17 protein-coding genes are annotated in these 14,943 nt (G+C 44.1%); 7 read left to right on the top strand and 10 right to left on the bottom strand.

The genetic code is table 11. From position 1 onward, the window contains the following. Nucleotides 1–8 precede the first annotated feature (8 nt). Nucleotides 9–320: a SelT/SelW/SelH family protein gene (locus L0991_01875; protein ID XGB62835.1), complete on the top strand. Its 312-nt coding sequence runs from the start codon at nt 9–11 to the stop codon at nt 318–320. 24 nt (nt 321–344) lie between these two features. Here L0991_01875 and yfcE read toward each other — a convergent pair whose 3' ends face one another. The 5 genes from yfcE to L0991_01850 are packed head-to-tail and all read right to left on the bottom strand — an operon-like array spanning nt 345 to nt 3,207. Then, nucleotides 345–890: a phosphodiesterase gene (gene yfcE, locus L0991_01870; protein ID XGB62834.1), complete on the bottom strand. Its 546-nt coding sequence runs from the start codon at nt 888–890 to the stop codon at nt 345–347. A gap of 47 nt (nt 891–937) precedes the next feature. Continuing rightward, nucleotides 938–1,345, bottom strand: a complete 408-nt coding sequence (locus tag L0991_01865) for a CBS domain-containing protein (protein XGB62833.1) — start codon at nt 1,343–1,345, stop codon at nt 938–940. Continuing rightward, complete coding sequence (locus tag L0991_01860) at nt 1,342–1,692, bottom strand: P-II family nitrogen regulator (GenBank protein XGB62832.1); 351 nt, start codon at nt 1,690–1,692, stop codon at nt 1,342–1,344. The genes L0991_01865 and L0991_01860 overlap by 4 nt, the downstream gene beginning before the upstream one ends. Next, nucleotides 1,682–2,476: a DUF1538 domain-containing protein gene (locus tag L0991_01855; GenBank protein XGB62831.1), complete on the bottom strand. Its 795-nt coding sequence runs from the start codon at nt 2,474–2,476 to the stop codon at nt 1,682–1,684. Before L0991_01855 ends, L0991_01860 begins: the two co-directional genes overlap by 11 nt. Further along, nucleotides 2,473–3,207: a DUF1538 domain-containing protein gene (locus tag L0991_01850; protein ID XGB62830.1), complete on the bottom strand. Its 735-nt coding sequence runs from the start codon at nt 3,205–3,207 to the stop codon at nt 2,473–2,475. The genes L0991_01855 and L0991_01850 overlap by 4 nt, the downstream gene beginning before the upstream one ends. A gap of 304 nt (nt 3,208–3,511) precedes the next feature. On the opposite strand from L0991_01850, the gene L0991_01845 reads away from it, so the two are divergent. From L0991_01845 to L0991_01820, 6 genes are all read left to right on the top strand, one after another. Next, on the top strand, nt 3,512–4,426 hold the full coding sequence (locus L0991_01845; GenBank protein XGB62829.1) for a TIGR01777 family oxidoreductase: 915 nt from the start codon (nt 3,512–3,514) through the stop codon (nt 4,424–4,426). A 43-nt stretch (nt 4,427–4,469) separates the two neighbouring features. Next, nucleotides 4,470–5,297: an SDR family oxidoreductase gene (locus tag L0991_01840; protein ID XGB62828.1), complete on the top strand. Its 828-nt coding sequence runs from the start codon at nt 4,470–4,472 to the stop codon at nt 5,295–5,297. Nucleotides 5,298–5,695: 398 nt separating this feature from the next. Continuing rightward, nucleotides 5,696–6,550, top strand: coding sequence for a co-chaperone YbbN (locus L0991_01835; GenBank protein ID XGB62827.1), 855 nt, complete (start codon nt 5,696–5,698; stop codon nt 6,548–6,550). Between the two features lie 203 nt (nt 6,551–6,753). Next, a complete protein-coding gene (locus L0991_01830; GenBank protein ID XGB62826.1) occupies nt 6,754–7,683 on the top strand; it encodes an SPFH/Band 7/PHB domain protein in 930 nt (309 codons plus the stop codon). 3 nt (nt 7,684–7,686) lie between these two features. Beyond that, a complete protein-coding gene (locus L0991_01825; GenBank protein ID XGB62825.1) occupies nt 7,687–8,136 on the top strand; it encodes an NfeD family protein in 450 nt (149 codons plus the stop codon). Between the two features lie 319 nt (nt 8,137–8,455). Further along, the gene (locus L0991_01820) at nt 8,456–8,635 is read left to right on the top strand and encodes a hypothetical protein (protein XGB62824.1); all 180 of its coding nucleotides are present in this window, start codon (nt 8,456–8,458) and stop codon (nt 8,633–8,635) included. A gap of 64 nt (nt 8,636–8,699) precedes the next feature. Here L0991_01820 and cueR read toward each other — a convergent pair whose 3' ends face one another. The 5 genes from cueR to zipA all read right to left on the bottom strand — a co-directional run bounded on the left by cueR (nt 8,700) and on the right by zipA (nt 14,920). Then, the gene (gene cueR / locus L0991_01815; protein XGB62823.1) at nt 8,700–9,092 is read right to left on the bottom strand and encodes a Cu(I)-responsive transcriptional regulator; all 393 of its coding nucleotides are present in this window, start codon (nt 9,090–9,092) and stop codon (nt 8,700–8,702) included. A 93-nt stretch (nt 9,093–9,185) separates the two neighbouring features. Then, a complete protein-coding gene (locus tag L0991_01810; GenBank protein ID XGB62822.1) occupies nt 9,186–9,992 on the bottom strand; it encodes a DUF2057 domain-containing protein in 807 nt (268 codons plus the stop codon). Nucleotides 9,993–10,090: 98 nt separating this feature from the next. Beyond that, a complete protein-coding gene (locus L0991_01805; protein XGB62821.1) occupies nt 10,091–11,230 on the bottom strand; it encodes a porin in 1,140 nt (379 codons plus the stop codon). Nucleotides 11,231–11,753: 523 nt separating this feature from the next. Continuing rightward, nucleotides 11,754–13,766: an NAD-dependent DNA ligase LigA gene (gene ligA / locus L0991_01800; protein XGB62820.1), complete on the bottom strand. Its 2,013-nt coding sequence runs from the start codon at nt 13,764–13,766 to the stop codon at nt 11,754–11,756. Between the two features lie 92 nt (nt 13,767–13,858). Beyond that, entirely contained in the window at nt 13,859–14,920 is a 1,062-nt protein-coding gene (zipA, locus tag L0991_01795; GenBank protein ID XGB62819.1) for a cell division protein ZipA, read from the bottom strand. Nucleotides 14,921–14,943 lie beyond the last annotated feature (23 nt).

The following is a 14,943-nucleotide window of genomic DNA, read 5'->3' as shown; positions in this document are numbered from 1 at the left end:
GGTTATCTATGAATACAGAGTCGAATCAAAACAGCCCAACCGTGCTGAAAGCGACAATAGCAATACACTACTGCCGTCAATGTAATTGGATGCTTCGCTCAAGTTGGTTGTGCCAGGAACTGCTTCATACCTTCAGTGAAGAGATTGAACAAGTCAGCCTGCACCCAGATACCGGTGGTCGATTTGAAATCTTTTGCAATGGAATACAAATTTGGGAAAGAAAGGCGGATGGCGGCTTTCCCGAAGCGAAAGTTCTGAAGCAAAGAGTGAGAAACATCATTGCTCCAGACAGAGACCTCGGCCACGTAGATTCAAAATAAACCCATTCCGGCCGATTCTATGATTTAAAGCTGGCCACTAACCAGTACATCGCCGTCAAGGCTGATCACTTGGAAAGTGCCATTTTCATAGATGCCATAGCTTGCTGCATGACCTTCTCGTGGGAACGTCACCGAGCTTGGGTTAAAGATGAAGATGTCATCTTGGTACTCAGCAACAGGGATATGGGTATGGCCATGAGCAATGATATCGCCCGCTTTCAGTGCTGGACGTTTCGTTGTGTTATACAAGTGACCATGAGTTAAGAAGATACGTTGGCCTGACTCTAGCAGCACCCATGAGTAATCCATCATCATCGGGAATGAGAGCAACATCTGATCAACTTCGCTATCGCAGTTACCGCGGACGGCAATGATCTCTTGGGAGAACTCGTTTAGCTTGTCTGCAACAGCCGGCGGGTTGTAGCCTTCTGGAATTGGATTTCTAGGGCCATGATTCAGGATATCACCCAGTAGGACTAAATGTTGGGCACCCGAGGCTTGGTATAGCTCTAATACCTTTTCTGTTGCTGGTAGCGAACCGTGTAGGTCTGAAGCAAAAAATAATTTCACACGTACTTCTCCATAAAATTTATGGGCCTATTGTACGTACCTAACGGCTATACGTCATCTCTCACCATACCGTTGATGACAATATTATTGTAACTGACCATACCAACGATCTTGTTATCACGAACCACAGGAGCGCGGCTGATACCAAAGCGCTCAAATAGGCGCGCACAGTACTTAACATTCATCTCGGCAGACACGCTTAACGCGGGCTTGGTCATGATTTCATAAATATTAGTACGTTCAGGAGAGCGGTTTTTGGCTAATACTTTTTTGGCAATGTCGTTCATCAACACAATCCCATACTCATCATCTTCATGACGCTTATCCACGATGATCGCTTTTACTTTGTGCTTTTTCGCCATTTCTATTGCTGCTAACACTGTGGTTAGGCCATCAATAATCACATAGGTATTGGCCATTACATCGCTGACTCGGATCTTGTCACTGGTACTCATAGTTCATCCTCCACGACTTTAGTTAATGTTTCGACTTGATGCGCAACGCCAACCGCGTCTTCGACATCGATTTGCACCGCTATTCCTTGCCCTGACTCTTGGTCGAACTCCCCGACTTTTCCTATCGTCTCTAAAATATGTCGGGCTAAATGCTCCTCAACAACAAACAGCAGCACATCTTTTTGTACCTCAAGCGTCAAGCCGAAGAAGGTACGCTTTTGGTTTAGCCCCTGCCCTCTGGCATTGTTGATAACGGTGGCCCCCGTCGCGCCTGCATCACGCGCCGCATCGAGCACGATGTCAGTCTTACTCTCTTCAACAAACGCTAAGATCAATTTAAAGCGCATCTTTACTCTCCTCAGAGGTGTGTAAACGGTTTAACCATTGTGTTATTTGGGCATAGCCCATCACTGAAATAATCGGAAATAAGCTAGCAAAGGCGATTAACCCAAAGCCATCGATCACCGGGTTCCTCCCAGGTACGGTTGACGCTAGGCCGAGCCCTAATGCTGTGACCAATGGCACAGTGACCGTCGATGTGGTGACACCGCCTGAATCATAAGCCAAAGGCACAATCAGTTTGGGAGCGTAAAAGGTTTGGATCACCACAACGACGTAGCCAACAATGATGTAATAATGAATAGGGTCACCAGCCACAATCCGATAGCTGCCCAGCGAGATACCGATTGCAACGCCTAATGCCACGGCAATCCTCAGCCCGTTAACACTGATACTGCCACCAGAGACTTGATTCGCTTTAATCGCAACCGCTATTAACGAAGGCTCAGCTATCGTGGTACTAAAGCCGATACAAAACGCAAAAAGATAAACCCAGTAATAATCAAACCATGCTAGGTCTATACCTGAACTGAATTTAAATTCGGAAAGAAAAGTCGGCTCCGTCAACTGCATCGCCATCGTTTCGCCTAAAGGAAACAAAGCAAGCTCTAGCCCCATCAAGAAAAGAGACAAACCAAGAATGACGTAAAAGAACCCTATCAAGACTTTGGGCAGGTTGTTGACTGGCCTGCGTAGCACCGCCAATTGAAAACCAAATATGATCACCGCAATCGGAATCACATCCATCACAGTGCCGAGAAAGGTGTCGATAAACTGTTGAGCACTGATCATGTCACCACCATTCCATAGACCATGACAAACATCATCGGCAACAGTGAAGCAAACGCGATCAACCCAAAGCCATCAATCATGGGATTACGACCTTTAATAGCCGAAGCCAAACCCACACCTAATGCCGTCACCAAAGGCACGGTGATGGTTGATGTAGTCACGCCGCCAGAGTCATACGCGATCCCGATGATGTTTTCGGGTGCAAAAGCAGTGAGCACCACCACACCGATGTAACCACCGATAATCATGTATTGGATTGGCCAACCTTTTAGGATCCGAAGTACACCAAGCAATATTGCGATACCTACCGACAATGCAACGGTGAAACGCAGACCATCGGCATATTCTTCCATTTCATCATTAGAATTGGGTATCACACCGCCCTCAGCAGCCACTTCTGCCGCTTCAGCTGCAACCGCCGTTAACGCAGGCTCCGCTATGGTAGTGCCGAATCCCAGACAAAAAGCGAAGATCAATAACCAGAATACGCTACCCTTGCAAGCAAAAGCTTGCGCCATAGATTCGCCGATCGGGAAGAGCCCCATTTCAAGCCCGAAAATAAAGAAGGTAAGCCCGAGAACCACCAGCACTAAACCCGCCAAAATAGACAGCAGATGCGGAAGCGGCTCTTGTAAAACAGCAAGCTGGAAAAACGCGATCACGGCAACAATAGGCAGTAGATCACGAAGGCTACCTAACATAGCTCGAAACAAAGCTAGCACTGCCGTCATCGCAACTCCCTATCGCCAACAATTACGTTTGATTATCTATCCGTAATAATCATGGCAAATCCTTATTATTTCTAATGTGATAAACATTACGCAGTTGGTAACATATGCGAGTAAAATTTCTTAACTGTGATAACGATACACTTCTCTAAACTAATGAATTAAATTTCACTGTTTAGCGAATCGTTGGCGAGGTCATTTAGGCATCATACGATTGAAACCAACTGATCGTTATAGTGATTTTTTCGTATTGGTTGGCGATTAAAATCAAGCCATGTCTATAATTATGTTTAATAAGGAGATTGGTATGAAGATATTGTTAACTGGTGGTACTGGATTTATTGGCTCTGAATTGATCAAGAGTTTGAACACTGACGACGTTACATTGCTCACGCGAAACCCTGAAAAAGCGAAACAATGCCTAAGCCACCTGAACCAAAACAACCTTCATTATATCCAATCCCTTGATGAGCTAAATGACCTCAACGATTACGATGCAGTGATAAACCTCGCTGGTGAGCCTATTGCAGACAAACGCTGGAGTGATGAGCAAAAAGAGAGGATCTGTAGCAGCCGCTGGCTGATCACAGAGAAGATCGTTGAACTCATTCAAGCAAGCACAACACCACCTGAAGTCTTTATCAGCGGATCTGCCGTCGGCTACTATGGCGACCAGCAACAACACCCATTCGATGAATCACTGCAAGTCGAAGACGAGAGCTTCCCTCATAAAGTCTGTGCTCATTGGGAAGAGATCGCTAAACGCGCCGAATCAGATAAAACTCGCGTTATTCTATTAAGAACAGGTATTGTTTTGGGGGAAAATGGTGGTGCACTCAAAAAAATGCTGATGCCTTACAAGCTTGGCGTTGGTGGTCCATTAGGGTCTGGTAAACAGTACATGCCTTGGATTCACATGCTCGACATGGTCAGAGCCATCAATCACTTGTTGTCACTCCCCCACGCTCAAGGTGAATTCAACATGTGCGCTCCGCACCCGGTGACCAACAAGCAGTTCAGTAGCACCCTCGCGAAACAATTGCGTCGCCCTCACTTCTTGTTCACCCCAAAGTGGGCGATGTCGCTACTGATGGGCGAGTCGTCCTGCTTGCTGTTCGACAGCATTCGTTCCAAGCCTAAGAAGTTAACTGAAATGGGCTTTATATTTAGTTACTCAAGAATCGAGCCTGCATTAAAAAACTTGTTACAACATCAAGACTAATTCTTTACTCTAAGAGCAAAGAAGCTCTGATAAAGGATTAAGTGTGAACAAGTCGATTCTCATCACTGGTTGCTCAACTGGCATTGGATACACCTGTGCTCACGCACTTCACAAACGCGGCTTTCATGTCATCGCATCTTGCCGCGACCCACAAGACGTTCAACGCCTTCAAGAAGAAGGTCTCACCTGTATTCAGTTGGATCTTGCCAACAAGGACAGTATTGAGAACGGAGCGAAACAAGCCATCGAGCTAGCACCAAATGGATTGTATGGCCTGTTCAATAATGGTGCATATGGTCAGGCAGGTGCTTTAGAAGATCTACCGACGCAAGGGCTAAGAGAACAGTTCGAAACCAACTTCTTTGGTTGGCACCACCTCGTTTGCCAGATCCTGCCTCATATGCGAGAGCGTGGCGAAGGGCGTATTGTCCAAAACAGTTCTGTACTCGGCTTTGCTGCAATGAAATATCGTGGAGCGTATAACGCATCAAAGTTTGCTATTGAAGGTTGGACAGACACTCTACGTTTAGAGCTGCATGGCAGTGGCATACACATTTCATTACTCCAACCCGGCCCAATCGAAACCCAATTTAGAACCAACGCCTTAAAAGCTTTCAATAAGTGGATCAACATAGAAGGTAGTGTTCATCAGCACGCTTACCAACAACAAAAAGATCGACTTGAAAAAGAATCATCGAATAACGCTTTTGTTTTGCCTGCCGAAAGTTGTATCGAACCCGTTTGTCACGCGCTCACCGCCGATAAACCCAAGCTAAGGTACCGAGTCACCACTCCTACTAAAGTGTTCGCGGTATTGAAAAGATTACTGCCGAGCCGTTTGCTAGACCCTATTCTCAGAAAAGCCGCATAAATTACTAACTTTGAATGAACAGTCGCAAACTTTAATGTAACGATGTAATTTATTCGTAACAATAAGATGTCATGATTTAGCCTATCTCATCAGTTATCCCCAATTGATGGACTAACCCTTTGGATACTTCATGACTTTAAACCGCCTTAATTTGGTAGGTCTGAGTCTGGCGATTACGTTGTTTATTCTGTTTTGAGTATCTTACGTAATACCTCACTGACCACCTCACTGAGAACGCTGTGTCTTCCATGTTGAGCTAACAACTCTATCAACATTGAAGCATGGCGTTTTTCTATTTTTGCCTCTTTTTATCCGAGATTACCCAGTTAGATCTTGAAGTTACCCGCTTATCACCCCATATTTGCAACGTATCCCCAAACAAATCTCAAGGAACGTAAATGCAATCTCCGCATATTGTTGAACTTAATGAGCAGAACTTTCGTCAAGTACTAGAAGGTTCGATGCAGACCCCTGTCCTCATCCATTTTTGGGCACCAATGAGCCAAGAGAGTGCTCAAGTCATTCCTGAACTACAGACCTTAACTCAGCAATACAATGGTGCATTCACGCTCGCTCTATTAAATTGCGAACAAGAGCAAGCCATTGCTAGCCAATTTGGTGTTCAAGCACTGCCTACTATTGCACTGTTTGTTAACGGTCAGCCTGTCGATGGCCTAGGTGGCCCGCAGCGCATAGAAGCGATTGTGGAAATGCTTGGCAAGCACCTGCCAAGCCAAGATGAATTGGCGCTACGCCAAGCACTTGAGCAAATGCAAGCTGGTGAGCACACTCAAGCTTTAACGGCTATGCAGCAGCTTCCAGCTGAACTAACGAGCAAAGGTGAAGTTAAACTGGCCATTGCTGAGTGCTTACTAGAAACCCAGCAATTTGACCTTGCAGAAGCTCAGTTAGCAACAATTCCACTCGAGTACCAAGACAACTACTACAAAGGCTTAGTCGCCAAGCTTGAACTTCATAAGCAAGCGGCCGATAGCCCAGAAATCCAAGCATTAGAAGCGGCGCTTCAGCAAAATCCAAGCGATGCGAAAACCGCATCAGAATTGGCACTGCAATACCACCAAGTAAACCGTAGTGAAGAAGCGATGGACCTACTGTGGTCTTTCCTAGTCAAAGACCTCAACGCTCTTGATGGAGACATGAAAAAAGAGTTCATGGATATCCTAAGTGCACTTGGACAAGGCAACTCTGTTGCTAGTAAGTACCGCCGTCAGCTTTATTCTCTGCTCTATTAATCAGGTTCCTGATACCTATACAGTAAGTAGTCAAATACAGATTCGACAAAGCAACTCATAAGCTTTTTGAATGCAAAACTCATAATGGGCCATAAAATCAATGTTTTATGGCCCATTTCTCATTTATAAATTTGCCCCCACATTAAATATGCGCCAGTATGAGTAATAAACGATTCAAAACTTAAACTTGCAAAGGACTTTGTATGCCTATTGATACCTTGATTACTATTGGCGTCTTTACTGTCGTCGCGTTGCTCTTTATCTTCGCAGGCGTAAAAACCGTTCCACAGGGCAACAACTGGACTGTAGAACGCTTCGGACGCTATACACATACGCTAAAACCAGGCCTTAACTTAATCATCCCATTTATTGATAAAATCGGTCAGCGAATCAATATGATGGAGCGAGTTCTTGATATACCCGCGCAAGAAGTTATCTCTAAAGACAATGCCAATGTAGTTATTGATGCGGTCTGTTTTGTACAAGTAATCGATGCTGCAAGAGCTGCGTATGAAGTCAACGACCTCGAGCACGCGATTCGTAACCTAACGTTGACTAACATCCGTACGGTACTGGGGTCAATGGAACTTGATGAGATGCTAAGTCAACGTGACATGATCAACACCAAGCTTCTTAACATCGTGGATGAAGCCACCAACCCGTGGGGCGTAAAGGTTACCCGTATCGAAATTAAAGACGTGCAGCCACCAGCAGACCTAACTGCAGCGATGAATGCTCAAATGAAAGCGGAACGTAACAAGCGTGCCGATATCTTGGAAGCAGAAGGTGTAAGACAAGCAGAGATCCTTAAGGCCGAAGGTCACAAGCAATCAGAAATTCTAAAAGCTGAAGGTGAAAAGCAAGCTGCAATACTTCAGGCAGAAGCACGTGAACGTGCGGCAGAAGCCGAGGCAAAAGCAACAGAAATGGTATCGACCGCAATTGCTCAGGGTGACATGCAAGCCGTGAACTACTTTATTGCACAAGGCTATACCGAAGCATTGAAGTCAATTGGACAAGCAGAAAACGGTAAGATCATCATGCTACCACTTGAAGCGACTGGCCTAATGGGCTCTGTTGCGGGTATCGCAGAGATGTTCACACACAAGAATGATACAAATAGTAAGGACTAACTTATGGTCGAATTACTAGAACAAGTAAACCACTGGCATTGGCTGGCGTTTGGTCTAGCATTGCTTGCACTTGAACTGGTTGGAACCGCTGGTTACTTTTTGTGGATTGGTATCTCAGCCATGTTGGTCGGCGCCCTTTTAGGAGCTCTACCAATCGGTTGGCAGATGCAATGGCTGTCCTTCGCTAGCTTCTCCCTCATCACTACTTGGTTATGGTGGAGAAGACAACTATCTAGTGATAAGCAGTCAGATTCAAATAGAGAGCTCAACCAAAGAGAAAAGCAGCTGGTAGGTCAGACGCTAATCCTTAGTGAAGACGTAAAGAAAGGTAGCTGCCGTATTAAATTCGGAGACTCTTCCTGGTCAGCAAAAGCTAGCCAAGATATTCCATCTGGCACAGAAATAAAGATTGTTGCTTTAGACGGAATAGTTCTAATAATAGAACCTTTATGATTTTTTAATATAAAAAACCTGCGTTTTCAATAAATGCAGGCTTCTTTCGTTTTCATTCACCAATAATATTTTAAATATCATTACGATAGATTTAATTGATAACAAAATAAGTTCTTATTTCATAAAGCTAAAAAATTTGAATGAATCCAAAAGGCATAAGAAAGCCAAGTTTGTTAGCGAAAATACATAAGAATAGTTCGCCTCACTATCGCTTAATTATAATTATTAAAAATGTTAAGTCCGTCCAATTTTTGAAATTTTCTTCACCTTGTCCATACTTTCACTTATCTCAATCGGAGATAAAACTAATGGAGTTTGTATGAGACATTTTCTAATCATTGTTACGGCTATTTTTAGCTTGTCATTCGGAAGCGCTCTAGCGAGCAGTCAATCACCTGGTAACGGTAATATGGGACCTATTGTTAAGTGTTCAGATGGTAACGCGGTCACTCATGTACCACTACTGATCTGTAAACATTACGGCGGAAAAGTGCTGTGATAGGTAGGTAAGTCAGGCTAGTAATATCATTTACAGCCTGACTAATATTTATTACTGAAATGGTCTAAGTACGGCCGGATAAATTGTTTAAGATAGGACAATCCGTAGAAGCGTCACCGGGGCAGTCATGTACCCACGATTGCAATTGGGCCTTCATTTTATTGAGCTCAGCAAGCTTCAATTCTATTTCATCTAACTTCTGAGTCGCTTTCTGTTTTACTTCAAAGCTCTGTCTATTGGGGTTCATGGCTAACTCAACTAAGGATTTACACTCATCAAGTGTGAACCCAACCATTTTTGCTCTGAGCACGAACTCTAGCTGCTCGATATGAATCTCACCGTATTGCCTGTAGCCATTTTCTGAACGATGTGGAGGGCTCATCATGCCTTTACTTTCGTAAAAACGAATGGATTTCGCTGTTGTACCAACACGTTTAGCTACTTCACCAATATTCACAATATTACCCGTAAGCTTAAAATCAAAAACCGCAGTACTGCTGTTATACAATACTGCGGTTGAAAAACATAGTTTGGAGCTTAGGTTAAAGGCTTACTCTTGCTCTAATAACCAAATCATCGTCTGAGATTTTTCTTCGCTATCTAGTTTGTTAAACCAGTAAGAAACCATTTCGATCTCTTTAGAGCCTTCTAATGGTGCTGGGTTCGCGTTCTTACGATTCTTGAATGCCCAATCTGTCACTGCAGATTGCTCTTCTTTTGTTGCTTCACCATACCAGTAATTCACCATCTCTTGCGCTTGTGATGCTTTTGGCTCTTCAGCAACTACTGCTGCTACTGGAACAGCCGCGACTGGAGCAACCGCAATAGCTGTATGATTATTTGCACCGTTATAAATTGTGTCGATGTACGCTTTCGGCACGATAAAAGTCGTACTCATTACTGAGTTTTGACCTTCAAGCGTAAATTCTAAATTCTTTTCTCTTGCTTGCTGAATATCAGCATCACTTAGTGGAAACTTAATATATTGAGTCTTAGTACAGTGCTCGCTGCAGCTTTCTCTTGGTACTTGTCTTTCTTCTAGTTCTATCGTCTTACCAAAAAAACTAACCGTTTCGTACTCTTTATAACTTTGGAAGTAACTCACGTCCATAGTAATTGAAGATTCTGGAGCTGTATTCGGTGTTACTTCTTTATTGTATGTAAAGTAAAGCGACGACTTGAGGATGTCTGCGCCGACATTTGCTCTATTTTCAGCTACGTAAGATTGACCAGTTACTTTAATGTAACCACCTTTGGGCTGTACATCAGCAACTGAGTCTGCAAAATTACTTTGTGAATCGAGTGAACTACAAGCTCCCAAAAATAATGATAATACGACTACACTAACTTTATTCATTATGACTAATTCCTTATGTTCACTATGGAAAAACGCTGGCAAACAAAATTTACCAGCGTTTTGATTTTTATCTAACTGTTTAAGCTAAAGATTCTAGCTTAGAAACCGTATTCAAGACCAACGCGAGTTACGATATCTGTATCAGCGTCACCAACAGTACGACCCGCTACACGTAGGTAAGGTACGAAACCGTTATGAACAGCCATTAGCTGACCAGAAATAGTGTTGCTGTCTGAGTTAGCATCTTTAGAACCATTTGTTTCAGACTCAAGGTTAGCTGCGTAACCTAGTTTGAAACCGATTGGACCATTCCAGTATTGACCGATGATAGAGTAAGAATCTTGAGTCACTTTACGGATGCCGTTGTCTAGCTCTTCGCCTTTATATGCTGCAGCGAAACCGAAACCTGCTGGTAGGCTAGCTTCAAAACCAACGATGTATGCGAATGTGTCGTCATCGTAACCAGCTACAGTATCAGTTAAGTAAATTTCACCTTTAGGCGTAGTTACGTTGCCGTTTGCATCTTTAATGTCTTCTTGAGCTACAACATACTCACCACCAGAAGCCGCAACTACACGAGTACCAGATTCAACCGCACCCATGAATGTGATTTTCTCAAAGCTGTATTTTGCACTTGCGCCAACGAAGTTTGCGTCACGAGTTGCTGCACCACCACCATTGTCGTTATCGTCACGACCAACAGAAGCTGCAAAAGAGAAACCGCCAAATTTAGCTGAATCGTAACGGATTTGGTTAGATTGACGATCGTAGTGACCGTTGATGCCGCCCCAATCGAATACAGAACCTAGACCAGGGTTAGAGAATGGCCAGTCGACGATTTCGTATAGTGGAGTCAGAACACGACCAACACGTAGGTTACCCCAAGAGCCAGAAGCACCGATGAAAGTATCACGGAAACCTAGCACACCACCTGAAACACCACCGTGAGACCAGTCTGTGCTATCTACGTAACCAGATTCGATCTGCATTGTGATTAATACATCATCAAACATATCTTTATGAGCACGGAAGCCGATACGAGATTCGTTCTCTACAGCGTAACCAGTACTAGAGTCGTTGTTGTCAGTTGTGTTGTAGTTAACTAGAGAGATAGCTGCAACACCGTATACGTCAACGTTGAAGTCAGAGTTGATACCAACTTCTTTCGCCATTACGCCTGTCGATAAAAGTGCAACGGATGCACCTAGTAGAGTACGTTTGAAAATTTTGTTTTCCATGGAATAAAACTCCTAAAAATGGATATAGCTGTTTGAATATTCCCCACCTAAAGTTGGCCGCCGTAGAGAGAAATACCTTTTCTTGTTTGAGAATCCTTAACGCTGAATTCTCTATTTCCTTTCTGGGTATACACATCGTGCATCCATGGCATTAAGACTAACTTCGCCCTCAAAAAGATCAATGAGAACTTAATTTTCATCTAAAAAAATATGAGTTGGTGCAAATTTACCATGTACTTAGTGATCCAGATCGATAAATTAGAATGGCCACACACAACAACAACTAAAACCATATAAAACAGCAACTTAAACAAAAACAGCTTTTATAAAAATAGATATGACTCGCATTTCTGATACAACTAGAACGCTATTTCATTAATGTTGAGCACCGTCACTGTCCTGATTTTGTAGTTCGTATAGGAACAAAATTCTCAACAATTAAAAAGCCACCCTTTTTATAGCAGATACAAAAAAGGCACTCCCTTAAAAGGAGTGCCTTTGAGCTTTTTTTACCTCAATTTACTTACGAAAGAAGAGCAATTAGATCTTCTTCGGTTCTTATTTCGATACCTAAATCTTGTGCTTTGGTTAATTTAGAACCTGCCGCTTCCCCCGCAAATAGGATATCGGTTTTCTTAGATACGCTGCCTGTGACTTTTGCACCTAGCGCTTGGAGTGCCGCTTTGGCTTCGCTTCGGCCTAATTGAGATAGAGAACCCGTTAGCACAACCACTTTGCCCTCTAGAGGTAATTCTTGGTCATCTGGTGCATCTTCAATCACAGGCCAGTTCACACCCAGTTCGATAAGCTGCTCGACGACCGCTCGGTTTTTCTCTTGTGAGAAGAAAGCCGTAATATGACTAGCAACGATATCACCAATATCGGACACCTCAACGAGCTGCTCGTGAGTTGCTGCTTGAACAAGCTCTAATGTCTTGAAATGCTGAGCTAAGTTCATCGCAGTCGCTTCACCGACTTCACGAATACCGAGTGAATAAAGGAAACGCGCTAACGTCGTATCTTTCGCTTTATCCAACGCGCTCACGACGTTCTGGGCCGATTTAGGCCCCATACGATCAAGCACCGTAATCACACCTGCACTGAGTTTAAATAGGTCCGCTGGTGTCTCGACCATTTCACGATCGACAAGCTGCTCTATGACTTTCACGCCAAGACCATCTACATCAAGCGCCTTTCTAGAAACAAAGTGCTTAAGCGCTTCTTTACGCTGAGCTTGACACACCAAACCGCCTGTACAACGCGCTACAGCTTCGCCCTCTACACGCTCGACCGCAGAACTACATACAGGGCATGCATCAGGGAAAACGATGTCTTTAGCCGTATCTGGGCGACGGTCTTGTACAACCGCAACAATCTGTGGAATCACATCGCCAGCACGGCGGATAATGACGCTATCGCCAACCTTGACACCCAAACGAGCAATCTCGTCAGCGTTATGCAGCGTAGCATTGCTTACTGTTACACCACCGACAAAGATAGGTTCTAGTTTAGCCACCGGCGTAATAGCACCGGTACGGCCTACTTGAAACTCAACGTCGTTTAGTAGAGTGATCTCTTCTTGAGCCGGGAACTTGTAGGCAATCGCCCAGCGAGGCGCTCTAGCAACAAAGCCAAGCACTTCTTGCGCCGCAATATCATCGACTTTGATCACCACACCATCAATTTCGTAAGCCAGAGCATCACGGCGGGTCATAATGTCTTGATAATATGCCTTTACGTCTTCAAGTGAGCTAAGTTGTTTCGTCTCAGGACACATTGGCAGTCCCCAACCTTTTAGTTGTAAGAAACGTTGATAGTGACTACTTGAGAGCTCTGCACCTTCAACCACACCCACGCTGTAAGCATAGAAAGCTAATGGGCGTTTTGCGGTGATACGAGAATCAAGCTGACGCAAGCTACCAGCTGCGGCATTACGTGGGTTAACAAAGACTTTCTCGCCTTTCTTTAACGCCATCTCATTTAACTTATCGAATCCGGCTTTTGGCATGAACACTTCACCACGCACTTCGATACGTTCTGGCCAACCTTCGCCTTGTAGCTTAAGTGGAATCGAGCTGATGGTACGTACGTTTTCAGTAATATTCTCACCCGTTGCTCCGTCACCACGAGTCGCTGCTTGAACTAATGTCCCGTTCACGTAAAGCAAGCTCACAGCGAGGCCATCGAGTTTAGGCTCACAACAGAAAGTCTTAAGATTCGCGGTTGGTGCTCTATCGGACATACGCTTATTAAACGCATCCAAGTCTTCATCAGAGAATGCATTATCCAGAGAGAGCATTGGGATCTCGTGAGTCACTTGCGTAAAGCCATCTAGTGGCTGACCACCAACACGTTGGCTCGGTGAGTCCACGGTTATGAGCTCTGGATTTTCTTCTTCGATCTTTAGCAACTGTTGCATTAATCGATCGTACTCAACATCAGGGATCTCTGGGCTATCTTCTACGTAATAACGAACGGCATGATAGTGCAGAGTTTCTCTTAACTGCTCTAAGGTCACTTGAATCGATTCTTTCATATCATTCTCTGTCGTGATTGAAATATCAAAAAGGGCTCCCTTAGGAGCCCTTTTCTATAAATATAGATTATTTACTAGGCTAAACAATATGGCTAAGCGTTCGCTGCCGACATGAAGTCCCTAATCTGTTTGCGGTAGTCTGATAAACGGTTTGGTGTCATTAGGTTGCGTGATTCATCCAGAACGTTTCCACCCATATCATCGGCAATCTTCTGTGCTGCACTCAACATCACATTGAAGTTTTGATCAGCTTGACCATAGCATGGCAATGTCATGAAGAACGAAATACCTTTAGTCGTAAAGTCAGCTGGATCATCATGCTCTAAAGTACCAGGCTGCATCATGTTCGCGACACTGAAGATAACCTTAGGCTCATCAGCTGATTGTGCAAAGCAGTGGTAAATAGACATCTCACCGTAGGTTAAGCCATTGTTCTCCATGCTGCGGAAAAGTTCAGTACCAACAAATGGGATCTCTCCAGCACAGTGAACATTGAGGACAATAACCTCTAAGCCTAACTCTTCATCTTGCTTTGTCTCTTCAACAGGAGCTGCTGCTTGTGGAGCAACACTTTCTTTTGCTGCGAATGGTTCACTTGCAGTAAAAGTTTGTTGTGAAGCCATTGGCTCACTTGCGACTACAGGCTCTTCAACTTGTTCAGCTGCAACTTCTTCAAAAGAACCGTACTGCTCTTTAAAACCTGCATGGCTTTCTTTTTGCTCATCGGTCAGTTCGAAGCTAGGAACCTCTGGTTCAACCGTTTGTTCAACATGTTCCGGTTCGCTATCAACCTTGATAGGGTCTTCAACACTGAAAGAAGGCAAATCATTCAACTCGATATCGTCTTGTTGCTCTTCTTTTGGTTGTGGTGCTGTAAGCGGATCAGAATCGATCAGCGGATCAGCCGCAGACGGCGATACTGCAAAATCCGGCTCTTTACGCTCTTTTCGGATTATCTCAAAATCATCTTCTGGGGCGAATGAACGGTTTGGGATGGTTTCAGCATCGTCTAAGCTGTCATTATCTAGCTTGCCAAGTGGCTTATCTCCAAACTTTGCTTTCCCTTCTTTTTTACTCGTCCACAAACCGTGGAACAATAATGCGGCGATAGCTAGTGCGCCAACAATAATGAGTACAAATCGCAATTCCTGCATTTTTCGCTCTCAGCTTTCTTAGT

Source organism: Vibrio chagasii (assembly GCA_041879415.1).
Classification (GTDB): domain Bacteria; phylum Pseudomonadota; class Gammaproteobacteria; order Enterobacterales; family Vibrionaceae; genus Vibrio.
The sequence above is the reverse complement of the archived record's forward strand: the minus strand, read 5'-3'. Positions and strand labels throughout refer to the sequence as shown.